This window comes from Halalkalibacter lacteus (assembly GCF_036663595.1).
GTDB classification, from domain to species: Bacteria; Bacillota; Bacilli; order Bacillales; family Bacillaceae_D; genus Halalkalibacter; species Halalkalibacter lacteus.
The window spans coordinates 55523-80751 of record NZ_JAWRVL010000015.1; the positions used below are offsets into that span (position 1 = coordinate 55523).

A 25229-nucleotide genomic window follows, 5' to 3' on the forward strand; every position below is an offset into this window, starting at 1 on the left:
ATAATTACTTACCGTTTATTCTTCCACTACAGGTAATCGCTTTCACCTGATCATCTAGTTAACTCGCTTTACTATCGTTTTTACTATCAGCCGCTGCTTCTAATTTCTTATTTGAGCTGTACCAGAACCAACCGATTATACCTATATAAAATGAATATTTTAGATAAATAGAATCTGTATATCCGAGTGGATAAACTAATCCAACCAAACACCTAAAAAAATAATAAATTTCCAATTTTTATAGTATTCATCAAATACACCCTTCTAAAAAAGTATTGATTAAAAAGAAAATATAGAATAATATTGGTAAAAAAAGGAGAGATTGTAAACGTGAGAAAACACACAATTAGGTTTTTAATTGCTTTACTTATTATTTCATCAATTTCATTTTCAGTTCCAGGTTCCGAAGCTGAAGCTAGTACTGCTGTAATAGATTCTTATATCAGCGTGAATAGCGTTACTAAAAATGCTACTAATCAAACCATTAGCGTAAAATATACGGTTAAGAAAACTATACCTTCAGCTATTGGTCTTTGTATAGGCTATGAATGGCCTAGTACTTATCGATTGTCAAGCTCTTATAATTATTGCAAGGCTGTTAACAAAACAGCAGGTTCTTATACTATGAGTATACCGAAACCAAGTATTAATATAATTGGTAGTCAAAATGTGGTTGTGAAACTTTCTGGTGGGTATAGTGAAAAGAAAAATGTGAAATCAGTATTTAACTACCCAACAACAAAGGTGGTAAAACCACATACTGTTACAAAAGCTGATGCCTTAGCTGAATATTTTGTTGTTGGTGGTATTGGCGTTGGAGTTAAATTTATGAAAAATAATGCATTAGGTTTCGTAACAAAGACAGCGTATGCTGGATATACTACATACTATGGTCTTAAAGGAATAGGAGTTATATCAGGATTCCCTCCTGCAGCAGTAGGTCAGTATTATATAGTGGAAACTTGGTACAACTCCAATGGTTTAAATGTAAAAAATACGATATGGGCTTCAAAAGCAGCATACGATAGTAAACATCAACCAATTTACACTGGTACAGTAGTCTCTAGATGGTAAATGGAAAGAAAACGTTGACCAAGGTTGGCGTTTTTTTTCTTCACACCATCAACCGCCTCCTATGATTCCCAACCTCCTCTCTCACTCTCTCAACAACAAAAAAACCACCAAGCTTCAGCATAGCAATCCACACTCCACTCAGTAGGCCTTCAGTTTTCACAGTACATCAGGAGGGACAAGGAACCTGTCCCCTGAATAATTTAGCAAAACAAGAACAAAATAACAGGAAAGTTGGGAGGGGATATCGTTTGAGTATTTTCAGAAAAAAGTTTTATAAAAAGCTATTGAATGATAAACGAGACGATCATGTTCACACCCCAGCTGATTCACATTTGAATGAGGACCAATTAAAATTAACAGAGAATTTACAAGAGAATTTGGACAGTATTATACAGGAATTTGGCCACTCATCTGATTTCGTTAGTCGTAAGTTTATAATGGGGCATCCAAGATCAATTTATGTAGTGGCCCTATATATAGAAGGGTTAGCAAATGAAGATATGGTTAATGAACTCATTACTCATTGCCATTCCTTATCCTTAGAGTCAGCTGAACTATTGGAGATCGAAGAAAATGAGAAATCTTATATTGAAAATACCTTTAATCTAACTAGAGAAATGGTATCAACTGTTGGAAACGTAAGTGTCGTTACAGATTATCGGAACGTTCTTTCCTCTCTTTTGGATGGAAATACGATTTTGTTATTTCAAGGTATGAATCATGGTTTAATTGTTAGTACATTAGGCAGTAATTACAGAGCCATCACTGAACCTACTTCAGAAACAGTAGTGAAAGGCTCTAAAGAGGGATTTATCGAATCGGTTAGTGAGAACACGGCAATAATGCGGCGACGTCTGAAAACAGGCAAACTAAGAGTAGAAAGAAGAAAAATGGGTGATCTCTCAAATACGGATATAGCCATCATGTATATAGATGGCATTGTAAATGATAAGGTTCTAGATGAAGTAAAAGAACGCTTAAATAACATCAATGCTGAGGCTATTTTAGAATCCAACCATATTGAAGAGTTGATTGAGGAAAAAAGAATCACTTTATTTCCTACTGTGCTTAGCACGGAAAGGCCAGATCGGTTATCTAGAATATTAACGGAAGGAAAGATAGCCATTTTTGTGGAGGGAACACCATTTGCTCTCGTTGTCCCTAATGTATTTCCTGACTTCCTTAAATCAACTGAAGATTACACATCTCGCTATAGCATAAGTAGTTTAATAAGAATTTTGAGATACATCACTTTTCATTTTTCATTATTTAGTTCTCCTATATATATTGCATTAATTACATATCATCAAGAAATTATCCCGACTCATTTCTTGATTAGTCTTATGGCCCAACGTGAAGGGGTTCCTTATCCAGCTCTAATTGAGGCCATGTTATTAGAAATTACATTTGAAATTTTAAGAGAAGCAGGTGTTCGTATCCCTCGGGCTATTGGCCCGACAATATCAATCGCTGGAGCTCTCGTTATTGGTGATGCAGCTGTATCCGCAGGTTTGGTTTCTCCTGCGATGACAATTATCGTTGCTTTAACTGCCATTTCAAATTTCACAATACCTTCATATACTTTGGCGAATACGACTCGAATTCTGCGTTTTTCATTTATGATTGTGGCGTCTATTTCAGGTCTTTTTGGGGTGGCTTTAGGGTATTTTATTATGATGGCACACTTATGCAGCTTACGGTCATTTGGACTTCATTATTTATCACCATTTGCCCCATTTTATTTAGCTGGCAATAAAGATGCCATTCTTCGGTTTCCATTTTCTCTTTTAGAAAAAAAGAAAAAGGCTAATACTTTTAAAAACTAATGATTCATGTAAATGAGTTGATGATATGAAATCTAGTTGGTCAAAGGGAATGTCCATTATATGTATGGCAGTAATCATACTTTCAGGGTGCTGGGATCAAAAAGAATTAGATAACATTGCTTTAGTTACTAGTGTTGGAGTTGATACAGCCCCTGAAGAAGATATGTATCTTTTTACGTTTCAAATTCTCATCCCGCGTCAAGTGACTCCAACCATTGGAGGAGGAGGGGGAGACCAAGCTCCTATTACCATTATTACTCAAAAAGGAAAAACGATGTTTGAAGCAGTGCGCAGAGCCGCACAAAAGACACCAGGTCAGCTGTATTTTCCTCATATGCGAATGGTTGTATTCAGTGACGAAGTAGCTAAGGAAGGGGTAAAAGCATTTTTAGACGTTTTTGAAAGAGATCACGAATTACGTCCTCTGACTACTGTATTAATTACCAATGGAATTGCGGCAAAGACTGTTTTAAGCACTCTGGATCCGATTGAAATGAAACCGTCTGAAAGCTTGCTTGAAAAAAGTGAAATGAGTGTAAAAAGAGGAGCTTTTACAGCGAGAGTTGATATTGATGAAATCATTAAGGCTGTTGGGACAGCAGGGAAAGATCCCTATATCGGAGGAGTGAAAGTGATTGGACAACCCCCTGAGGATAGTACTACTAATATTCAACAAGTCGAGCCCAAAGCTGTTATGATTCCCGATAATATTGCCGTTTTTCAAGGTGATAAGCTGAAGGGTTGGCTACAGGAATATTCCGCAAGGGGGTTATTATGGGTGCTAGGCAAGGTGGAAAGTACGATTGTAAATGTGGAGTGTGAAAAGAAAGAAGAGAGTATTAATGTTGAAATCATACGGTCAAAGTCTCAGGTTATTCCTCTATTAAATAAGGATCAACCAGAATTTACTGTTAAGATATTGGCTGATGCAAACATAGGAGAAACGGAGTGTTTCATTAATTTGACAGATTCGAATGAAATTGATTTGATTCAAGAAAAGGTTATGAAAGTAGTGAAGAAAGAGGCAGAAGATGCTATCTCTGAAGTACAGAAGCACCAAAGTGATGTTTTGGGTTTGGGAGCAGCTATATTTCAGGAGGATCCAGAACAGTGGGGATATTGGGAGAAGGATTGGGACAATCATTTTAGTAACGCAAAAGTCAATGTCGAAGCACAAATATTTATTCGTCAATCTGGTTTACGCAATAAACCACTTGAGATCCAGTAATGAGTTTCATTAGACATTAGAGTATCGAACGTTACGAATACTGTAAACGGAAAGGGATGGTAATCCAAGTGAAAAAAGAAAGAATTAACGCCTGGCAACTGTTTTGCTTAATGGTTTTATTTGCATTCGGTACAGCTCTTGTCGTTAGTTATGGGGCTGATTCGGAACGAGATGCTTGGCTTGCGATTCTCATAGGTGGCTCAGTGGGAGGAACCCTTATTTTTGTGATTTATGGCTCTCTCTATAAACTATTCCCTACGCTTTCGTTAATTTCATATTCCCAAAAAATAGTCGGGAGATGGATTGGGCGTTTATTCGGGCTCGTTTTCATCCTTTATTTCCTTCATGGTTCTGCAAGGGTTCTCAGGGATTATGGAGATTTAATTAATGCATCTATGTTTACAAGCACACCCTTATTTTTCATACATTTCTTGATGATACTAACAATGATATTAGTATTGAGACATGGCGTTGAAGTTTTAGGAAGAATGGCAGAGCTTTCTTTTTTTATTATTATTGTCTTAGGTTTTTTGGGGGGTATATCAGTTTTAATATCGAATAAAGTAGATACTGAGAATTTATTTCCTATCTTAGAACATGGTTTTTTGGGGATGCTTTCCACATCGTTTCCAAGTTTATTTGTAGTTCCTTGGGGAGAAATGTTGGCCATTACTTTACTTTTACCTTATTTAAATAAACCACGCTCAGTAATGAAGGCAGGTTTATCAGCCATCCTTTTTAGTACGGTCGTTCTAAGCTTCACCATTATGTTAAATATACTAGTTCTTGGTGTTGATGTATTTACTCGTTCCAATTTTGCTTTGTTTGACACAATTGGAAGAGTGAGCCTGATGGAATTTATTGACCGTTTAGATCCGATTGTTCTTTTAACTCTTATTATTGGTGATTTATTTAAGATGGGGATTTTCTTTTTAGCAGCTGTTATCGGTACTGCGGATCTTTTTAATGTAAAGGATTACAAATCACTTGTTTTTCCTATTGGGATAGTCATCTTGTTACCATCCTTAACGGTGGCTGGGAATTTTGCGGAGCATATTGAAATTGGAGGGGGATTGCTTCCTCCTTATGTGCATGTCCCAATTGCAGTTATTATTCCAGGTTTATTATTGTTCATCGCGTTGATTCAAAAGCATATGAAAAGAAGCTAAGTTTTTTTTGTGCGCATTTTTTTATAAACAGGATAAAGAATCGTTTTAAAAAGAAGAAACAATAAACTTATTAAGATAAGGTACTCAACGGTATCCATCATCTTATACTGATGTACAAAAGATTCGATGGTAGGATAAGAATTTCGACCAATCAATAATTGAAAAGAAAAGTCAACTAAATGAATTAGCAAAAGTAAAATTGAAAAAATTAGCACTATTTTCAAACTCAATCAACTCCTCTAAGTGGTTACACTTCTATGGTTACTGTTTCCCTATTTAAATATTCATTAGAGGGACAGGTACTCTGTCCCTTTTTACTGTAGACGTTGGATTACACTTTTGGAGATACCGGTTATTCTCGACAATTGTCGGATAGATACCCCTTCTAGCTTTTTTAGTTTCCGCAGTATCATCCCTATTTTCTTTATCCAATTGCTGTCGAATACGTTATTTGCAAGACCTGCCTTGAGTGGGTTTTGATGAATATATCTAAGAACCGTTAGAAAGTAGGCTCGTTCTTCTACATTTTCACTCTTAAATCGCTCTTGAAAAAGGTGACCAGACCGTTCATATTTCCTATTCTACCAATAGACGTAGCTGGAACTGATTCTTTTCATGATCAAGGAAACCGACTCCTCTCCCTCCTTCAATAATATATGGATCTTATAAATTGTGTCTTTCACTTCCGTTTTCCCCTTGAATATGGTTCAATAAATGATAAGCCATCGTCTTCATCTCCTCTGATGAGAGTTTATAATTGGAAGTACTGTGGTAGGTCCTTCTATTTTACAATGAAAACGGTGTCTTTCTTATGGCTTTCTTATTTCCTTGAACTATTTTCTATACTAGGCACGAGAAATTCAAACAAGTCAAAGAAGCCGAGGTGAATATCGTGTTACGTGATGATCAACTACGAGTTTTTTGGATATCCCGCATTGATTATGAGAAGAATACTGGTGTTAAAAAGCATTACCATGATGATCTATATCAGCTACTTTATTTTATAGATGGAGAGGGAACCATACAAATAGAGGGAGAATCGTATGCCTTTCTTCCTAAGCATGCTTATTTTATATCAAAAAGGTATGATCATAGTTTTTATTTTAAAAGTATCTCCTCTACAATTGATATTAAATTCGATATTATTAGCGAAGAAGTAGAGGAGCTCTTAAAAGAAAATAGATTGCCAGTTCCATATTTCATTGGTGACTCCCCCAAATTGAAAGAATTATTCAAACTTTCAGTTATTAATTTCAAGCAACCTATTCCTTTAATTCCCTATCGAATCGATGTCGGGTTTAAAGATATTTTACTTTCAATTATACAAGAAAATACTATGTCACAAACGTCAAATGAGCGTTTACTATACTCAATAAAAAATGAATTTCATCCTGATTTCCCAATCGTACAGTACTTATCTGAACATCTACAATCCAAAATTACTCTATCAGATATATCAAAACAATTTAACTTCCATCCTCACTACATCATTGAGTTATTTAGAAAAAAGTTTGATACCACTCCCATGAACTTTTTACAAAGTTTAAGAATTGAAAAATCAAAAGAATACCTAGAATTCAGTAATTTTACGATTTCTGAGATTGCCGAACTTATCGGTTTATCTGCCCCATATTATTCAAGGTTATTTCATATGAAAGAGGGAGTTTCTCCAACAGATTATAGGGAACAAGCTAGAACAGTAGTAGGAAAAGATATTCTTCTTGAAGAAGAATTTTCACCCTCACTCAAAAAACAACCTAAGATCTCAAGTGACCTTTAAAGATGAATTTCTTATAACGGATCTCTATATTACTTTTCATTGAAATAAATTTGGTATAAACAATGTAATTTGTGGTATGAAAGCAACAAGTAACAGGATAACAATCATACTGATATAAAAAGGAAGCAGTGTCTTAACAACATTTTCCATAGGTATTTTTGCAATAGCACTTCCTATAAACAATGCTCCCCCAACTGGTGGAGTAACCAATCCTATCGCCATACATATCATCATCATAATGCCATAATGTACGGGATCCATCCCAATGCTTGTTGCAATTGGTAATAAAATAGGTGTTGTAATTAATATAATTGGCGCAACATCTAGAAGGGTTCCCAAAAATAAGAGAATTATAATAAGTATTAGCGTTATAAGAATAGGATTATCTGTCAAGCTTAATAGATTCTCAGAAATTAGAGCCGGGATGCGAAGCAGAGCTAATAACCAAGCAAATCCACTTGATGTTGCAATTAAGAATAGAACCAGTGCTAATGTTTTAAAGGTTCGTTTTAAGACAGGGATAATCATAGTTATTGAAACGTCACGGTTAAAAACAAAACTAATAAAAAAAGCATAAACTACCGCTATTGCTGCAGATTCTGTCACAGTAAATATCCCTGACATGATTCCACCAATTATTATCACACCAGTCATTAAGCCTGGAACACTTAACCTTGTTGCTACTAATATATCTTTTATAGACGATGGTTTTTCAGCTGGATATTTTCTTTTTACAGCAATACTATACGCTGTTACCATCAGCCCAATTGCGAGCAAAATACCGGGTAGAATCCCACCTAGAAATAAAGAACTAATAGAAATGCCCCCTCCTGCTGCTAATGCATAAATAATCATGTTATGACTTGGGGGTATAACAATGCCTTGCGTTGATGAAGTAACAGTTACAGAAACAGAATAATCAAGATCGTATCCCTTTTTTTTCATCATAGGAATCAAAACTGAGCCAGTGGATGAAGTATCTGCCAGTGCTGAACCTGAAATGCCTCCAAAGAGCATACTAGAGCTTACATTAACCATACCTAATCCACCGCGAAATCTTCCTACGATTACATCAGATAGTTTGATGAGGCGTTGTGAAATCCCACCTGTATTCATAATTTCACCTGCTAAAATGAAAAAAGGAATAGCTAAAAGTGGAAAACTATTTATTCCTGCTACCATGCGTTGGGCAAGAACAGACAACGGAATATCTAATAGAAAGGCTACAACAATGGAAGTTAATCCCATCGCTAATGCAACTGGAACTCCTATTATTAATAAAATAAGAAACAATACAATCAAAGTCGCAATGGCCATTACTACTCCCCCTCACTTTCTTCATTAATGCCTTTCCATTTCCCTAAAAACTCAAACAGTAAATAAACAATAACAAGTACACCAGCTACCGGCACAGCAGCATAAAGAATGGCTGAAGGCATATTGAGTCCTGAAATATAAGAGTCGATCATGTTATATGAGAATTTACCCCCTTCGACAACCATAAATAAACCAAATAGAATCGCTACTACTCGTTGGAATAAATGTAATAATCGTTGAATGTTATCAGGCATTTTGGACACAAAAAAGTTTATTTTTATATGACTGTTATCTTGAATACCAATAGCGATCCCAAGAAAGCCAACCCAAACCATAAATAGCAATGACAAAGGTTGTATCCATGATGGTGTATAGTTAAATACAAATCTTGATATAACTTGGTAACTAATGATAATCGTCATAAGAACGATCATAAGTAAAACAAAGGATTCGGTTAATTTTCTTACTGTTAAGAGAACTTTATTCGTCACATTATCTCTCCTCCGAACGTATTACGCTACTTTTGAATCTGGCAAAGAGTATTTATCTACCCTTTGCCTATGTGATATTGTTATCTTGTTTCGTCAATTGCATCAAAAAGGGAGCCGTACGTTGATTCATACTTTTCATATAGTGTCTGTACACGTTCTCTAAACTTATTACGTTCTTGTTCAGAAAGTTCAATTACGTTATTTCCCGCCTCAACTACTCTATTCATAGCTTTTTGTGAGAATTTATCATATTCTTCTAATTGAGTTTTTTCTGAGTCTAATGCAGCCTCTTGAATAATTTGTTGATCTGCTTCAGAAAGTTTATCCCAAGAGCTTTTACTCATAAATAACACACCTGGGATACGCAAGTGTTCTGATAAAGTAAAGTTTTCAGCTACTTCATAATGACCATCTGCCACATATGTAGCTACATTATTTTCTCCGCCCTCAATAACCCCCATTTGCAATCCACTGTATACTTCTGAAGCAGCAAGTGGGGTAGGGGAAGTCTGTAATTCCTTAAACGCATCAATTAAGATATCGTTTTGCATGACACGAATTTTCATACCTTCTATATCTTCAGCTGTTTGAATTGGTTTTTTTGAATAGAAACTTCTAGCACCAGCATCATAGAAGGCCAGACCAATTAAATTTGATTCCTCTAAATCTGAAAATAATGCTTCCTTTAGAGTAGAATCCAGAGCTTTCCACATATGTTCTCTGTTATCAAAAAGAAAAGGGAAACTGAAAACACCAAGACTATCTGCAAATTGAGTTAAAGGACCGGCATTCGCTCTCCCAAAATCGATAACTCCTACTTGAGTCTGCTCAATTGTGGTTGTTTCATCCCCTAGTTGACCACCTGTATATACTTCAACTTTTATTCGACCATTAGAGAGTTCTTCTACTCTTTTAGCAAATTCTTTTTCCGCTATTGAATCCGGGTATTCATCTACTTGCGGTTCTGATAGACGCAATACAATCTGATCTCCTGACAAATTGTTAGCGCTGTCATTATTCGCAGTTCCTTCAGAAGAACAGCCTACTATAAATAGAACCATTCCTAATAAAAACACAACCAAACCATTTGTCCCTTTCACCATGTTATTTCCTCCTCTTTTTCCAACTGTACTTTAATCTTTTCAATCAGTTGATGATATTCGGATTCAATTACAAACTTTTTTTGTATAGGAGCATTAACAAAAGCTTCTCCCCAGTCTCTTCCATTTTCATATTTAGGTACAATATGAAAATGGAGATGAGACACGAGATCACCATAAATAGCATAATTTATTTTTTGTGGATTAAAAGCCTCTTGCAATGCTTTTGCTACCTTCGATAACTCTTCCATAAAACTATGAAGTTCAATGTTTGATAATTGAAATAACTCTTTCTTATGGGTATGAAAGGCAAGAATACATCGTCCAAGATGTGTTTGATCTTTATTTAAATATAATGTAGAAGTCTTTAATTCTACTACTTCGATCATTAATTCTCTTAAAGTACTATCTTTTTCACAATAAAAACAGGAGTTAGTCATTCTTTTCATTAGATCCTTTTACTTCACAATCAATCATTACATGTATCGTGTCACCTTTATGATTATTTCGCGTTTTAAAAGCTTCATCAACTTTTTCCAAAGGGAAAATATGAGTAATGGTTTCTTTCGTATTTACTAGGCCATCCATGACTAGTTTTAACCCCTCATCAAAATATCGGCGATTATCGATATCTCTCTTTGGTTCAGTAGAAAAAATATCTAACCGTTTTTTATGAACTTTAAAGAAATCGATAGGTTCATGACATGTACCTATGCAACCATACATGACAATTCTTCCATTTTGCGCAGCTGCATCAATTGCATCTACCATTCCCGATCCTTCAAGTAGACATGGAATGACTATGTCAAAACCTTCTGAAAAATCATCCCCTATAATATCCATCGTTTTTGCATCATGTGAAGGGATTTTATAAGTATGAGTTGCTCCATATTTTTTCGCCAACTCTAACTTTTCATCAAACAAGTCCGTGACAACTAAATTTTTAGGACTAAACAGACTTACTACTTGTGTTAATGCAAGTCCACTAACTCCCTGACCCATAATTAACACATTTTTAGTTGGCGAAATATCCGCATTTTCTGCAGCAGATAATAATGCTGGAATGACTTCTATTAAAGACCCTTCAATAAGAGGTAACTCTTTCGGTAAGACTTTAACAGAGAATGGTTTACAGCATACATACTCTGCAAAAGCTCCCCAAATATACCGAAGAGCAACATGATCACCTACATTAAGTCCCAATACATTTTTACCAACTTTGTCGATAACCCCTGCCACTTCATGTCCAAGACGTGTTGGATAAGAAATAAACTCCGGCTCACGAGCTCCACGGTACACTTCGACATCACTGCCACATATGCCGACCCACTTTACTTTTATCCGTACTTCCCCTTCAGCAGGTTCTGGAATCTCTGCACGTTTTATTTCTACTTTTTCTATGTCTGACATAACTGCACATATTTGAGTGCCATCCCCCTCATGATCTACTAATTTCATTGGCGGCACTGTCATTTTTCTTACCATCATTGTTTCTCCCCTAACATTTTTTATTTTGTAAACACTTACATTACATCTCCTACTATAGGGCAGGAACCTATAAATATAAATGTCTATAATTCAATTACATTTAACCAATACTCAGATTCATAAAATTCCGTTGCACGCTAAATCATTCATAGTTTTTCTATTTCACCTAAAATTAAAGGGAATCTGAATTTTGGATAAGAAGTTATTTATTTTCGTCATAGATCATCTCGATTTTATATTTTAAACTTTTAGTATTAAATAAAAATGGAGGGATTCAGATGCTTTTACGTGAGGAATATGATCAAATTAAAGAAGAGACACTAGCCTATTTTCAACAATCGAATATTACGTTAACAAATAGGGAGATAGAAAAATTGGAAATAGCAGATTTCGGTCTTAATAGAATTAGAGAGTTTGGTTTACAGCTAATTGAATACATTAATACTGAACGTTGCTGTGCTAAGGACCTAGTTCTTCTACCTAGACAAACTTGTCCAGAACATTTACACCCTCCTGTTGGAGATTCGCCTGGTAAAGAGGAAACTTTCAGATGTCGAAATGGAACCGTTTACTTGTACGTGCCAGGACCAAATGTCAAAAATCCCAAAGCAGTTATTCCCAAAGATAAAGAAGATACATTTACCGTATGGAATGAGATTATACTAAATGCAGGAGAACAATACACTTTATTTCCAAACACTCTTCATTGGTTTCAAGCGGGCGATGAAGGAGCAATCATTTCTGAATTTTCCACAAAAAGCACTGACGAAAATGATATATTTACCGATTCAAGCATAAAAAGAATGCCTGTTGTAGAATAGGAAAAAGGGACAGGTTCCTCTGTCCCTTTTTGCTGCTTCCAGATCGCCCCGGAGCACAACACATGGTTTTAAAAGTTAGTTGTGACGTGCAGTTCCAAGTTATTTGAAATGTAATTTATAAATTAGTCTTAGTACTAAAGTTCCGATTCCTATTGGGGTTATGATCAGAAATGTATTATCAACCAATGTCGTTTAGAATAGTTTTGACGTATTTCATCTTAAAGATAGGAAAATCAATGAAAAGTAATTTCTTAATCTTTTGTCTTTTACATACAAATAGCTGACTCACCATTTTTCTTGGAGGGCAGGAACACCGTTCGTCGCTTAGAAATAACTCCCACCTCCCCATCCTTTAGCTGCAACGTTAATAATCCCCCCTCAATCCTAACAATAGACTTCCAATCTATTACCAGCATTCGTCTATAGATACTATCGATTGATTTTGCTTACGTTTCTCTTATGGGAAGAAGAGACAAGGAACCTGTCCCCCCCTAAAACGGATTCGTCGCCCAATGTGCAGCGCTTTTAATAAATGTCCGCTGTTCCAGCTTGAGCTGACTTACCATATATTCTGCTAAGTCCTCAGCTTGCATAAATTTTTCGGGATTTGGTTCGTGATCTCTTCCGCGTGTAAAGTCTGTTTCCACAAGACTTGGCGTTAATACACTAACGCGAATGTTATGTTGGCGCACCTCTTGCATGAGCGACTCGCTCAAACCAACCACAGCAAATTTGGATGCACTGTAAGCGCTCGATCCTACAGTACCTTTTAGCCCCGACATGGAGGAAATGTTAATGATATCCCCTTTATTTTTCTCAATCATCCCAGGTAGTGCTGCTTTCGTGACATGTACAATGCCCATAACATTAGTGTCTAGCACCTTTTTCCACTGATCGGTTGAGAGTTCTTGAAAGGATCCTCGTACTCCAACCCCTGCGTTATTAATCAGGATATCAATGCCCCCAAGTTGATCTTCTATCTCTTTAATCGCTTGCTGAACCTCATCTTCTTTAGAAACATCCGCAACAGCAGTGACAAACGTTGCGCCAAGTGCAGTTAATTCGTTTCGAACCACTTCAAAGCTTTCCTCTGAACGCGCAATAAGACCGAGTTCCACACCTTCTTTAGCAAGTGCAATAGCAGTTGCTCGTCCAATTCCTCTGCTTCCTCCTGTAATAAGTGCTTTTTTCCCATTTAACGATTGCATGTTCATCCACCCTTTCTTTATATACGCTTTCCCCTATTTAAACATGGAAAGGTGCAAGAACAAAAGTCTTGAACTCTATCGGGGGATGACAAGAAGGGACAAGGAACCTGTCCCCCTATTATAATTGTTCACCATTCGTCTCAATTACTTGCTTATACCAATTAAACGAATCCTTCTTATAGCGCTTCATCGATCCTTTTCCCTCGTTATTACGATCGACATAAATCATTCCATACCGTTTTTTCATTTCACCTGTTGTAAATGATACGATATCGATGATTCCCCAAGGTGTATAACCGATTAAATCAACACCATCGTACGTGACTGCTTTTTCTAATGCTTCAATGTGTGATTTTAAATACTCGATTCTTTCTGGGTCATGGATTGAACCATCCTCTTCTAACGTATCGACTGCACCGAATCCATTTTCTACGATAAATAAAGGGATTTGGTATCTGTTATAAAAACGGTTTAATGTATATCGTAAACCAGTTGGGTCGATTGCCCAGCCCCAATCACTAGATTTAATGTATGGATTTTCAACACCGTTAGGTAATCCGCCATTAACAATATTTCCAGTGTTATCATTTGTAACATCACTTTTCACAGTTGTTGACATGTAGTAGCTGAAACCTAAGTAATCAACCTTACCGTTTCTTAAGATTTCTTCATCGCCGTCTTCGAACTTGATATTGTATCCTTCTCTTTCAAATTCTTTTAACGCATAACTAGGGTAATAGCCACGAACGTGAACATCAGGAAAGAAGTAGCGTTGTCTCATTTCCTCTTCCGCTAACATCACATCTTCCGGGTTTGAAGAATACGGGTAAATAGGTACATGGGAAACCATTGCTCCAATTTGGAACTCTGGGTTAATTTCTTTTCCTTTTGCTACCGCTAAAGCACTTGCAAGCAGTTCATGATGTCCCGCTTGATACATCACTTCTTTTGCATTTTCTCCTTCTTTTACAGCCACCCCTGAGTTGGTCCATAAAAATAGAGGATTATTCACATCCATTTTATTATTGATTTCGTTAAAGGTCATCCAGTATTTCACTTTCCCTTTATAGCGATTGAAGCAAACCTCAGCGAATTTTGCGAAGAAGTCTACTACTTTTCTACTTCTAAATCCACCATATTCCCTTGCTAAATGTAATGGCATTTCAAAGTGAGATAACGTGATGACAGGCTCAATTCCATGCTTCAGCAATTCATCAAATACATCATCATAAAATTGCAGCCCTGCTTCGTTAGGCTCAGCCTCATCACCTTTTGGGAAAATTCGGCTCCAGCCGATAGATGTTCGTAAGCACTTTAATCCCATCTCAGCAAATAAAGCAATATCCTCTTTATAGCGGTGATAAAAATCGATGGCTTCATGATTTGGATAAAATTCATTCACTTCGATTGTGTCTGTTATCTTTCTCGGTACGCCATGGGCACCGGCTGTCATGACATCGACTACGCTTGGCCCTTTCCCGCCTTGATCCCATCCACCTTCAAATTGATGAGCGGCTAAAGCGCCGCCCCATAGAAAACCTGCTGGCATTTTTGACATGTTAACTTCCCCCTATTTTACTACTGTAAATAATTCCTGGTCTAGTGTACAAGCTGTAAGTTCTTCGATGATTACATCTTTATAAGCGTGTGAATTCGTTATGATGATCGGCGTAATCGTTTTTAACCCTTTTTTCTCGATGAATTCTTTATCAAAACTGACGAGTAAGTCACCTTTTTTAAACTTATCTCCGTCTTTTACATGTAAAGAGAAAGGTGTTCCATTTAATGAAACCGTCTCTAATCCAATATGCACAAGTAATTCAATTCCTGAATTTGAACGCAGACCGATCGCATGCTTTGTCGGTGCTACCATAACAACCATTCCGTCAAACGGAGCATACAATTTGTTGTCTGAAGGTTCTATTGCTACCCCTTTCCCCATTGCTCCTGAACTGAATACTTCATCTGGAACCTCTGATAAAGGGATAACTTTTCCAGTAAATGGAGCATCTACTATTTCTTCATTATTGTTGGAACTTTCCTGTAACTTTTCCCCACTTTGACCTTGCTCTTCTACTAAGCTATCACTGCCTGCTGCTTTTGCTGTATCTTCACCGTACCCAAAAATTTGAATGAAAATGACAGGAAGAATAATGGCAATTGCAACTCCGATTAAAATCCCCCAAATCGACATTGGGTAGTCTGAACTGATACCGTTTACAATCGTTAACGGACCAGGTAAACCCGCATAGGCAAAGTAATAAGGATTAAAGAAACTTGCTACAATTGCACCGACTGCACCTGAAATACAACCAAAAATAAACGGCTTCTTAAACCTCAACGTTACACCATAAATGGCTGGCTCTGTAATTCCAAACAAACCGGTTATCCCAGCTGAAACGCCGACTTTTCGCGTTTCTTGACTTCGTGCTTTCAAAATAACTCCAAGGACCGCACCAACCTGCGCAATAACAGCAATCGTTTGATACGCTTGGAATGAATCTCGGCCATATAAATCATAGTTCGCTAATACCATTGGTGTAATTCCCCAATGCACACCAAAAATAACGAGCACTTGCCAGAAGCCTCCAATAATCGCTCCCGCAAGAGCAGGTGCATTTTCTGCTAAGAAGTTATAACCATTGGCAATTCCACTTGCTCCTGCTGTTGAAATAGGACCAATTAATGCAATCGTTAAAGGAACCATGATTAACATACACAAAAATGGAACAAATAACGGTCGAATGACTTCATTCATGTTCTTATTTAAAAACTTTTCCAGGTAAGACAAAATCCATACTAAAAATAGTGGCGGCAGCACTGAAGACATATACACCGTTTCAGTTAAGCCAAACCCTAAAAACGTAATGCTCTCTCCTGCTGCAATTCGTCCAGCCATCTCTGCCCATGTCGGACTAACCAAGGCAGCACAACAAGCGACTGCAATATATGTGTTTGTTCTAAAATGCTTCGATGCTGTAATGGCAATGAAAATCGGTAAGAAAGCAAATGGTGCCCATGATATAAAACTTAAAACCTCATAAGTGCCAGTTGCTGCAAAACTTGCAAACAATAAATTAATTATGATTAACGAACCTTGTAAAATACCGGCTGCAGCTAAAATGTAAATAAATGGTGCAAACACGGCTGACATTGTAGCAATGACACGGTTTAAGATGGTTCCTTTGTTCTCATTGTTGTCATCAGATGTATCAAGGTTTACTAAGCTTGAAAATTTTTCATAGACCTCTCCAACATGCTGACCAATAACAACTTGAAATTGGCCACCGTTTTCTACAACTGTAATAACACCAGGCATAGATGCTACTTTTTCTTTTGCCTTTGGATCTGAGCGTTTCAGTACTAATCTAAGTCTGGTGGCACAACGTGTAGCTCCAATTACATTTTTTTCCCCGCCAACAGCTTCTAGAATGTCTTGCGCAAGCTTCGTATAATCTCTAACTTTACCCGACACTTTAAACCCCCCTTTTAATATTTTAGTATACATTCACATTATAATTGTACCGGTATAATTTATCAATACCTTAATAACAATTTTATTTGTTTATAATTAGATTAGATGTTCCTTGGTTAAGTTTATGTTATAATGCTGATAATGTAGTGGATAAATAAAATAAAGAGGAATGTCTATGTTAAAGTACCAGCAAATCGCAATCGAAATTGAGAAGTATATTGAAGAAAATGAGCTTCAACAAGGAGATAAGCTGCCAGTATTGGAGACATTCATGGCTCAATTTGAAGTGAGTAAGAGTACGATCACGAAATCTTTAGATCTGTTAGAGAGAAAAGGAGTCGTCTTTCAAGTCAGAGGCAGCGGAATTTTTGTTAGAAGGCATAGGAGAAAAGGATATATCAGTCTGCTATCTAATCAAGGGTTTAAAAAAGACCTTGACGACTTTAACGTAACGTCAGAAGTTATTGAATTAGAAGTAAGAAAACCGACAGAGGAAGCGGCTGTCAATTTAAATATTGAACAAAGTGACGATGTTTATTATGTAAAAAGAATCCGAAACATTAATGGGCAAACACTATGTTTAGAAGAATCTTTTTATAATAAATCGATCATTACTTATTTAAATAACGAAATTGTCTCTGAATCAATATTTCATTACATTAGGGAAGGACTTGGATTAAAGGTCGGTTTTTCGGATATGTATCTTCAGGTCGATCAGCTAAACGCGGAAGAAGCGAAGTATTTACAATTAGAACCCGGATTACCGAAACTTTGCGTTGAAAGTATCTTTCATCTAACCAATGGCCAGCCATTTGACTTTTCAAAGGTTACTTATAACTATCAACAATCACAGTTCTTCATCCAAGCGAATAGTTATTAAGAGGTTGTTCAAGGGGTGTTTTCGCTTTTTGAACAACCTCGAAGCAATGAGCAAAGCCACTACATGCCCTTAAGGCCGTGTTCAAGAAGCCATTGCCAGCTTCTTGAACACGCTCTATAAAATAAAAGCTTGGCTGCCAGTGTCTGGTCGCATCACCTAAAGGGGAATTAGTTGAAAAATTATGTAGCTTACTTCTATACAGACGATATTAGTAAGCTCATTGCAACCAAACCTAATCCCTATTATACAAATCCCTCGTATAAACCTTCTCTTCGACATCAGCCAAATCCGCATCTAATCGATTAGACACAATCACATCAGACATTCGTTTAAACTCTTCTAACTCTCTAACAACTCTAGAATTATAAAACGTATCTTCCTCAAGTACTGGCTCATATACGACGACTTCAATTCCTTTCGACTTGATTCGTTTCATAATGCCTTGGATCGCTGAGGCTCTGAAGTTATCTGAGTTGGTTTTCATTGTAAGCCTGTAGATCCCAACGACTTTCGGGTTCTTTTCGATTATTTTTGCTGCTATGTGGTCTTTTCTCGTTGTATTGGCATCTACAATTGCTCCGATGATGTTATTCGGAACATCTTCATAGTTTGCTCGTAACTGTTTTGTATCTTTTGGCAGGCAATATCCACCAAAGCCAAAGGATGGATTGTTGTAGTGGTCCCCTATTCTCGGATCTAGACCAACCCCTTCAATAATTTGCTTTGTATTTAAGCCTTTTTCTTCTGCATACGTATCAAGCTCATTGAAGTAAGCTACTCGAAGGGCTAAGTACGTATTGGAGAACAGTTTAACTGCTTCTGCTTCTGTAGAATCCGTAAACAGAACAGGAACATCTTTTTTTATGGCTCCCTTCATTAATAAAGAAGCGAACTTTTCCGCACGTTCTGATCGTTCTCCGACAATAATTCTAGATGGGTACAAGTTATCATGTAATGCTTTTCCTTCACGTAGGAACTCTGGAGAAAAGATAATATTCTCTGTCTCGTATTTTTCTCTTATTTCTTTTGTAAATCCAACTGGAACCGTTGATTTGATCACCATTAAGGCAGCTGGGTTAATTTCTAAAACGGTTTCGATCACACTCTCAACTGATTTCGTGTTGAAATAGTTTTTCTCTGGATCATAGTCCGTTGGGGTTGCGATAATTACAAACTCTGCACCTTCGTATGCTTGGTATGTATCCGTTGTCGCAACAAGATGCAATTCTTTTGTCGTTAAAAACTCTTCAATTTCTTTATCGACAATTGGAGATTCTTTTCTATTGATCATGTCTACTTTTTCTTGAATGATATCGATTGCAACGACTTCAAAATGTTGAGATAATAGCACCGCATTTGATAATCCTACATAACCTGTTCCGGCTACTGCTATTTTCATTTGTCAACACATCCTTAATTAATTTAAATTATAGATCCTACCTATTCCTTATAACACAAATAGAAGCACTTTGATCCATTGGAATTTCGCCAGTCCATGCTTAAGCACGAAAAAGATACCAGTCTCCCCACCGTATTTGTGGAAGACAGTCACTCTTTTCACCTAAATTCACTTTAACACACTACTGTGTCAGGAGACAGGAATTAAGATACGCTACCTATTCAATAAAAAGGTTTTCTTTTACTAACAAAGTTTTATGTAATACAATTAACATTCGTTATCGACAAATTCTACCTATCTTTCGGGTTGTGTGGCAATGAATGAATTCTACTTTTGGGAAGGACTCTTTTTTGTCTTGAAAACCTTGCGAGACTAAAGATTCAAATGATGAAATTTACTCAAGAAAAAAATAACATTATGAGAGGTGTTTTTTATGAAGAAGGGATGGGTGATATTAATAAGTCTCTTATTAATATCAGTTATTGGTCTATTAATGCTTACAAATAGCAAGGAAGGTGATGAAGTGTCAGGTCTGTTTAACCGTTTGGAAAATGGACAAGATGTCCGTTTTCTTGTTATTGGAGATAGTATAGGACACAGTACAGGAGTTAGCAATCTAGAAAACAGTTGGACTGAGTTAATTTCTAATTCATTTGAAAATGAATTTAACGTGAGACCAACTATTGATCTTTTGACAAAAGGGGGATCCGACTCTTTTGATGGTTTACTAGAGTTAAATAAATTTGAAACAGAAGACAACTATGATTTGGTATTTTTGGTATACGGACAGAATGACCAGAAACTAATTGAATCTGATCAATTTAGTAATACATATGAAAAATTAGTTAATAATGTTATCGTCAAGTTCCCAACTGCAGACGTTGTAACGATCACCGAAAGCCACGTAGAAAACGAAACGATTCGAAATGCAATTGCAAATATCTCAGCAGATTATGGACTATTACATATTGATACGTATCCTCCAGTTCAAGAGGTAGAACAAAGTGGAACTCCATTAGCTGATGATGGTGTTCATCCAAACGACAAAGGTTATGAAATTTATGCCAATTTAATATTCGATTCATTAAAGAAAAGGTATGAAGAGATGGAAATATATCAGTTACCTTCAGGAAAAGAAGTGATCTATTCTGAAACAAAACTAAACAAACATCCGCAATATATTAATGGTTTTCTAGATAAGGAAACTTATTTAGTTAGTAATTCTAAAAATGCTTCACTAGAATATGAGTTTAAGGGTAATTTAGTTGGAGTGGCAGTAATTAATAATAGAGATGGCGGGAAGTTTGACGTATATATAGATGGTGAAAAAAGAAAGACCATTGATGCTTATTCTGCTAAAAATGTAGAAAGGTACTTCTTAGTTGATGATCAATTAGAGTATGGGGACCACACAGTTACTATCATACCTACTGAAGAAAATAGAAGAACATCAATTGGTAACATTGTCAGAATTTCCGGTATCATTACTTCAGATGAAAATTAGTCTTTTCTTGTAGGAGATAATTACCACTGTCTCCTACTTTTTCTCCTCAATTTAACACACTACCGTGCCAGGGGTCAGGAACCAGAATCCCGCATGAAAATGATAACCCTTTCATTAAATGAACCCTATCAATCTTTCATTTTTTAACACACCACCGCACTAAAGGATAGGCACCATACTTCCTAGGTTCATCTTAGGAAGTATGGATTACTTTATGAAAAATTGTGAATTAATTTCATTGAATTTTCTGGGTCGTCGGCATCGTTTCTTTAAAAGCCCCTTGTAAATGGTCGATTTTTGATGAATCATGTTACAAAGAGCTTTTAAGAGAGGAGTCTTATAAGATGGAACTATTTTTATTAGCCTTTTTCTGTTTATGTCTATTTTTCCCTCTGCTACATTTATTTCATTGCTTGCCCTGGTTTCGTGAAGAGGATGAGCTTGTCAAACGAAACCCGGAGTCAGAAAAGGGAATCAGCATTTTAGTTCCTTGTTATAATGAAGCCGGAATTATCGAAACATCGGTTCATAGTATGAGGTCCTTGGCTTATGCAAATTTTGAAGTTATCTATATCAATGATGGCTCAACGGATGAGACTTTTTCGCTCTTACACCATCATTTAAATTTGAAGCAATGCTGGAAAGCTCCCCTTGGTAAATTGTTGCACATGGAAGTCGTGAGGGTTTATCAATCCGATCTTTATCCGAATATTTATGTCGTCAATAAAGTGAATGGCGGAAAAGCGGATGCTTTAAATGCAGGGATAGAACATGCGTCGAAAGAATTGGTCGTGACATTGGATGCTGATACGATATTGACAGCTCCGTCTTTAACGGTTGTGAATGAAAAATTTGCTGATCCGGATGTTGTAGCTGCGGGCGGGATGATTCATGTATTGCAGACAAAGACAGCCAATCCGTTGAAAAAGTTGTCATTGGCCGGGACAAACATGCTCATTCGTGTACAAATGCTTGAATTTCTGAAGGCATTTTATGTAACGAAATTATCACTTGCACGTTTTCAAGCACTAGCTATCATATCCGGTGCATTTGGTATTTTTACAAAAAAAGCTCTGATTGATGTCGGTGGCTACCGATCATCTGTCGGGGAAGACATTGATATCACGCTAAAGATCCACCGGTATATAGCCAAACAAAAGAATAAAAAAGTCCTGCTGATTACGGAAGCAATCAGTTATACTGAGTTACCTGAAACGTGGAGAGATTTATTCAAGCAGCGGATTCGTTGGCAAAAGTCCTATATGGATTGCCTCGTCCATTTCCGCTACTTCCTGATAAAAACAGTCGTAACAAAAGCTGTTTCGTTTTTCTATATTGTTGAATCTTTATTTGTTGGGATTCTGGCTGCATATTTTACAGTAGGATTTTTTATTACTAATGCTTTCTTGAACGTGCACTTTGCATATATCGGATTTATTATTGTTTATTTATCCTATATTTTCTTATTTAATTTTATTTATAATTTATTGGCACTCCGACAGGTGAAGCGTCACGGATTTACGTTTGAAAAAGGCGACTGGTTTCGTCTATTCCTAACAGTCATTTATGATGTGTTTATTCACCGCTTTGTAACGATGTATTTTGTCATGTACGGCAGTATCGCTTATTTCTTTAACAAAGATTGGAAGAAAGTATCCCGGACCGGTAGAAAATATGAGATGGATCCAGTTTCTCAGGTTCCGGCGTATAAACGAAAAGTTTAGGTGAGATTATGATAAATAAAATAAAATGGAAGAAAATACTGCTCGTCACGGTTACCATGATTAGTGTGATGATTGTAGTTGCAGGAAGCTACGGGTGGAATCTGGTCACGTCAACATTTACAAATATCCAGGAAAATATCGACCGGAAGGATTCGGAAAAGCGCCTCGCATCGATTAACTTTGATGAAGGGGATCCATTTTCTATGTTATTATTTGGGATTGATGAACCTGATGAAGATGAAGGTGACCCTTACCAGCGTTCCGATGCACTCGTTGTTGTAACGGTAAACCCTAGTACGAAGTCCACCCAAATGGTGAGTATACCCCGTGATACATACACCGAAATTGTAGGATTAGGTGACAAGGATAAAATTAACCATTCGTATGCATTCGGTGGAACGGAAATGACGATACGCACCGTCGAAAATTTCCTCGATATCCCGATTGATTACTTTGTACGGGTGAATATGGAAGGTTTCGAAGACATGGTCGATGCACTAGGAGGTATCGAAGTAGAGAATGATTTCGATTTCAAATATAGAGGTACCCACTTTGAGGAAGGAAAGCTTCAATTGAATGGGGAAGATGCTTTGAGCTATGCGCGTATGCGTGCACAAGACCCGCGCGGAGACTTCGGCCGTCAAGAACGGCAGCGGGAAGTTCTTCAAATATTGATCGATAAAGGTGCGAGCTTCTCCTCCGTTACGAGAATTGAAGAAATATTGAGTGTAGTAGAAGACAATATTCGAACGAATTTCAGCCTGGGCGATATCTGGTCTATTCAATCCAATTACAGAGATGCCCTGAATCAGATAGAAGAACACCAAATCGCAGGTGAAGACAGAGAGATGGACGAAGTGTATTATTATTTACCAGATGAAGAGAAAGTTCAGGAACTTTCCGAAGTGTTGAAGGAGCATTTGGAGATAAATAATCAGAGCACTGAGAATTAAGTTCCGTTTGATTAAAAGGTTAAAGCGATTGATATAGACGACTATGTTAGGAGTTCGATACCCTAACATAGTCGTCTTTTACTCTCTTAAAAATCCCACTTTCTCATTGCACACATGAGAAAGTGGGATTTGTTTTTTCATTTTATCTTTTGTTTCTACTTACCTAACAGTGTTGGAACTGTAACAAACTCATAGCCTTGTGCGCGTAATTCGTCAATGATTTCAGGCAATGCCTTAACCGTTTCAAATTTTCCCTCAACATGGTAGTTATGTTGAAGAACGATAGCCCCAGGGCTAGCGTCTTGCTTCACTCTTGAGACAATTTCTTCTGCAGACACTCCGCTCCAGTCCTTTGTATCGGCCGTCCACATGATGGAACGATAGCCTTGTTTAGTAAGCAGTTCTGCCTGCCGATCTTCAATTTCTCCATATGGCGGTCGGAATAAATCTGGTTTGAACCCTATAATTTTCTCAATTTCTGCGGTAGTGGACTGAATGCTTTCGTTCATTTGTTCGTCCGTGAGCTCAGGTAAATGCGGGTGATCCCATGTATGGTTACCGATAGCATGTCCTTCTCTGTACATTTGTTTTAGTCGTTCTGGATACTCTTTGACTCTCTCTCCTACGACAAAAAAGGTAGCCTTTACACCTTTTTCCCTTAAAATTTCTAAAATTTGCGGCGTATAGGTATCTTCTGGACCGTCGTCAAACGTAAGCGCGATTCGTTTCTTACTGGAATCCCCCATATAAATCATTTCATTTTTTATTGGAACATTGATTATTTGTCCAGGATAAATCCAATCAGGATTGTTAATAGTTGGGTTTGCTTCTAATAACTCAAGTAGAGTGACTCTGATTTCCTTAGAAATTTTATAAAGTGTTTCCCCTTCACTAACTTTGTACGTTTTAGGAGTTTCTAAATATTGACCTGGCTTAAGTTGAGTGGATAGCAATTTGTTCAAGTTAACAATTGTATCTACTGATGTTCTATACTTGTCAGCAATTTTCAAAAGGGTACCCCGCTCTTGAACCTTGTACGTCTCAGCCATGGCGGATTTATTAAACAAAGGCAGACAAACTAAGATAATTGCAAAGAAAGCGGTAACGATTTTAAACATGATTTCACCTTATCCTTTTCTATTTTACTGTTCGGATTTAACATATGGCTTTAAGACAGCTGACATTTCCTCTACTAATTGTTTTGAAGTAATAGTAGCAGAGTTTGAACCTTTTTTATACGCTTCCTCTAATATTTTCATTAGACGTTTCTGTGTTAAGGTTTCAACTTCTTTTTTCCTGCTCATTTCTTCTCTCCTCCATACTTGTAAAAAATTTTCACTTTCAAACACCATCTATCTTTTTTACATGCAGGATTGCTTATTACCTTACCAAGACATAATGAATATTGAGTATAGCCAGGCACGCAATCCAAAACTCTTCCTTTATCTCACATCCTACTATACTCAAGGTGTGCAAGCCTATGCCTTTTCTTGTAATTAGTAAATACTATTTATTTCCCCATATTCTACGACTTTTTCACAATTTTCTTCATCGCCTAGTCAAGAATATTAGGAGAATAGACTCTCGATATTTTTATGCTTGTTTAAAGAAGCTCGGAACCAAAAAGCACAAAAAAAGCCGCTCGATCCATACAGGCTGCTATTTCAAAGACCTCTATTTAAATAGCACAATACGGCATTCTACTAATGAACGACGAAAAGCGTCAAATAACCCTCTACTACTATAGAAGAGAATTATTTGACGCTCTATCGAACTTCATCCCCCCAGCCAA

22 protein-coding genes are annotated in these 25229 nt (G+C 36.9%); 10 read left to right on the forward strand and 12 right to left on the reverse strand.

The window, feature by feature from the left end; all coding sequences use genetic code 11:
* Positions 1–330 precede the first annotated feature (330 nt).
* The 4 genes from SAZ04_RS12460 (at position 331) to SAZ04_RS12475 (ending at position 5297) form a co-directional block, all read left to right on the forward strand.
* Entirely contained in the window at positions 331–1074 is a 744-nt protein-coding gene (locus SAZ04_RS12460) for a hypothetical protein (protein WP_332695560.1), read from the forward strand.
* A gap of 248 nt (positions 1075–1322) precedes the next feature.
* A complete protein-coding gene (locus tag SAZ04_RS12465; protein WP_332695562.1) occupies positions 1323–2900 on the forward strand; it encodes a spore germination protein in 1578 nt (525 codons plus the stop codon).
* A gap of 25 nt (positions 2901–2925) precedes the next feature.
* Positions 2926–4128 carry a Ger(x)C family spore germination protein gene (locus SAZ04_RS12470; protein ID WP_332695564.1) on the forward strand — a complete coding sequence of 401 codons (1203 nt, stop codon included), beginning with the start codon at positions 2926–2928 and terminating at the stop codon, positions 4126–4128.
* Positions 4129–4196: 68 nt separating this feature from the next.
* Complete coding sequence (locus SAZ04_RS12475) at positions 4197–5297, forward strand: GerAB/ArcD/ProY family transporter (protein WP_332695565.1); 1101 nt, start codon at positions 4197–4199, stop codon at positions 5295–5297.
* Here the strand turns inward: SAZ04_RS12475 and SAZ04_RS23710 are convergent.
* The gene (locus SAZ04_RS23710; RefSeq protein WP_488803345.1) at positions 5294–5512 is read right to left on the reverse strand and encodes a YczF family membrane protein; all 219 of its coding nucleotides are present in this window, start codon (positions 5510–5512) and stop codon (positions 5294–5296) included. The two genes, SAZ04_RS12475 and SAZ04_RS23710, sit on opposite strands and share 4 nt — an antisense overlap.
* Before the next feature lie 677 nt (positions 5513–6189).
* On the opposite strand from SAZ04_RS23710, the gene SAZ04_RS12480 reads away from it, so the two are divergent.
* Positions 6190–7077, forward strand: coding sequence for a helix-turn-helix domain-containing protein (locus SAZ04_RS12480; RefSeq protein WP_332695567.1), 888 nt, complete (start codon positions 6190–6192; stop codon positions 7075–7077).
* Between the two features lie 36 nt (positions 7078–7113).
* On the opposite strand, the gene SAZ04_RS12485 is transcribed toward SAZ04_RS12480, so the two are convergent.
* The 5 genes from SAZ04_RS12485 to SAZ04_RS12505 all read right to left on the reverse strand — a co-directional run bounded on the left by SAZ04_RS12485 (position 7114) and on the right by SAZ04_RS12505 (position 11473).
* Positions 7114–8394 carry a TRAP transporter large permease gene (locus SAZ04_RS12485; RefSeq protein WP_332695569.1) on the reverse strand — a complete coding sequence of 427 codons (1281 nt, stop codon included), beginning with the start codon at positions 8392–8394 and terminating at the stop codon, positions 7114–7116.
* A 2-nt stretch (positions 8395–8396) separates the two neighbouring features.
* Complete coding sequence (locus SAZ04_RS12490) at positions 8397–8885, reverse strand: TRAP transporter small permease (protein ID WP_332695571.1); 489 nt, start codon at positions 8883–8885, stop codon at positions 8397–8399.
* 80 nt (positions 8886–8965) lie between these two features.
* Positions 8966–9988, reverse strand: a complete 1023-nt coding sequence (locus SAZ04_RS12495; RefSeq protein WP_332695573.1) for a TRAP transporter substrate-binding protein — start codon at positions 9986–9988, stop codon at positions 8966–8968.
* Positions 9982–10374, reverse strand: coding sequence for an HIT family protein (locus SAZ04_RS12500; RefSeq protein WP_332695575.1), 393 nt, complete (start codon positions 10372–10374; stop codon positions 9982–9984). Before SAZ04_RS12500 ends, SAZ04_RS12495 begins: the two co-directional genes overlap by 7 nt.
* A 43-nt stretch (positions 10375–10417) precedes the next feature.
* Positions 10418–11473: a zinc-dependent alcohol dehydrogenase gene (locus SAZ04_RS12505; RefSeq protein WP_332695577.1), complete on the reverse strand. Its 1056-nt coding sequence runs from the start codon at positions 11471–11473 to the stop codon at positions 10418–10420.
* 278 nt (positions 11474–11751) lie between these two features.
* Here SAZ04_RS12505 and SAZ04_RS12510 point away from each other — a divergent pair, with 278 nt between their 5' ends.
* Entirely contained in the window at positions 11752–12294 is a 543-nt protein-coding gene (locus SAZ04_RS12510) for a D-lyxose/D-mannose family sugar isomerase (protein ID WP_332695579.1), read from the forward strand.
* Between the two features lie 491 nt (positions 12295–12785).
* Here SAZ04_RS12510 and SAZ04_RS12515 read toward each other — a convergent pair whose 3' ends face one another.
* From SAZ04_RS12515 to SAZ04_RS12525, 3 genes are all read right to left on the reverse strand, one after another.
* The gene (locus tag SAZ04_RS12515) at positions 12786–13502 is read right to left on the reverse strand and encodes a 3-ketoacyl-ACP reductase (protein ID WP_332695581.1); all 717 of its coding nucleotides are present in this window, start codon (positions 13500–13502) and stop codon (positions 12786–12788) included.
* Positions 13503–13620: 118 nt separating this feature from the next.
* Positions 13621–15060: a 6-phospho-beta-glucosidase BglA gene (bglA, locus tag SAZ04_RS12520; protein ID WP_332695583.1), complete on the reverse strand. Its 1440-nt coding sequence runs from the start codon at positions 15058–15060 to the stop codon at positions 13621–13623.
* Positions 15061–15072: 12 nt separating this feature from the next.
* Positions 15073–16977, reverse strand: a complete 1905-nt coding sequence (locus SAZ04_RS12525; RefSeq protein ID WP_332695585.1) for a beta-glucoside-specific PTS transporter subunit IIABC — start codon at positions 16975–16977, stop codon at positions 15073–15075.
* Between the two features lie 175 nt (positions 16978–17152).
* Between SAZ04_RS12525 and SAZ04_RS12530 the strand changes: the two genes are divergently transcribed.
* Positions 17153–17857, forward strand: coding sequence for a GntR family transcriptional regulator (locus SAZ04_RS12530; protein ID WP_332695587.1), 705 nt, complete (start codon positions 17153–17155; stop codon positions 17855–17857).
* 232 nt (positions 17858–18089) lie between these two features.
* On the opposite strand, the gene SAZ04_RS12535 is transcribed toward SAZ04_RS12530, so the two are convergent.
* On the reverse strand, positions 18090–19256 hold the full coding sequence (locus tag SAZ04_RS12535) for a nucleotide sugar dehydrogenase (RefSeq protein ID WP_332695589.1): 1167 nt from the start codon (positions 19254–19256) through the stop codon (positions 18090–18092).
* A 433-nt stretch (positions 19257–19689) separates the two neighbouring features.
* Here SAZ04_RS12535 and SAZ04_RS12540 point away from each other — a divergent pair, with 433 nt between their 5' ends.
* The 3 genes from SAZ04_RS12540 (at position 19690) to SAZ04_RS12550 (ending at position 23437) form a co-directional block, all read left to right on the forward strand.
* On the forward strand, positions 19690–20760 hold the full coding sequence (locus SAZ04_RS12540; protein WP_332695591.1) for an SGNH/GDSL hydrolase family protein: 1071 nt from the start codon (positions 19690–19692) through the stop codon (positions 20758–20760).
* 344 nt (positions 20761–21104) lie between these two features.
* Positions 21105–22484: a glycosyltransferase family 2 protein gene (locus SAZ04_RS12545; protein ID WP_332695593.1), complete on the forward strand. Its 1380-nt coding sequence runs from the start codon at positions 21105–21107 to the stop codon at positions 22482–22484.
* An 8-nt stretch (positions 22485–22492) separates the two neighbouring features.
* Complete coding sequence (locus tag SAZ04_RS12550; protein ID WP_332695595.1) at positions 22493–23437, forward strand: LCP family glycopolymer transferase; 945 nt, start codon at positions 22493–22495, stop codon at positions 23435–23437.
* A 155-nt stretch (positions 23438–23592) separates the two neighbouring features.
* Here the strand turns inward: SAZ04_RS12550 and SAZ04_RS12555 are convergent, their stop codons facing one another.
* Both SAZ04_RS12555 and SAZ04_RS12560 read right to left on the reverse strand, forming a co-directional pair.
* Positions 23593–24555 carry a polysaccharide deacetylase family protein gene (locus SAZ04_RS12555; protein WP_332695596.1) on the reverse strand — a complete coding sequence of 321 codons (963 nt, stop codon included), beginning with the start codon at positions 24553–24555 and terminating at the stop codon, positions 23593–23595.
* A 24-nt stretch (positions 24556–24579) separates the two neighbouring features.
* Positions 24580–24741 (reverse strand): YwzD family small protein, encoded by a 162-nt coding sequence (locus tag SAZ04_RS12560; RefSeq protein ID WP_332695599.1) that lies wholly within the window; start codon positions 24739–24741, stop codon positions 24580–24582.
* Positions 24742–25229: the final 488 nt, after the last annotated feature.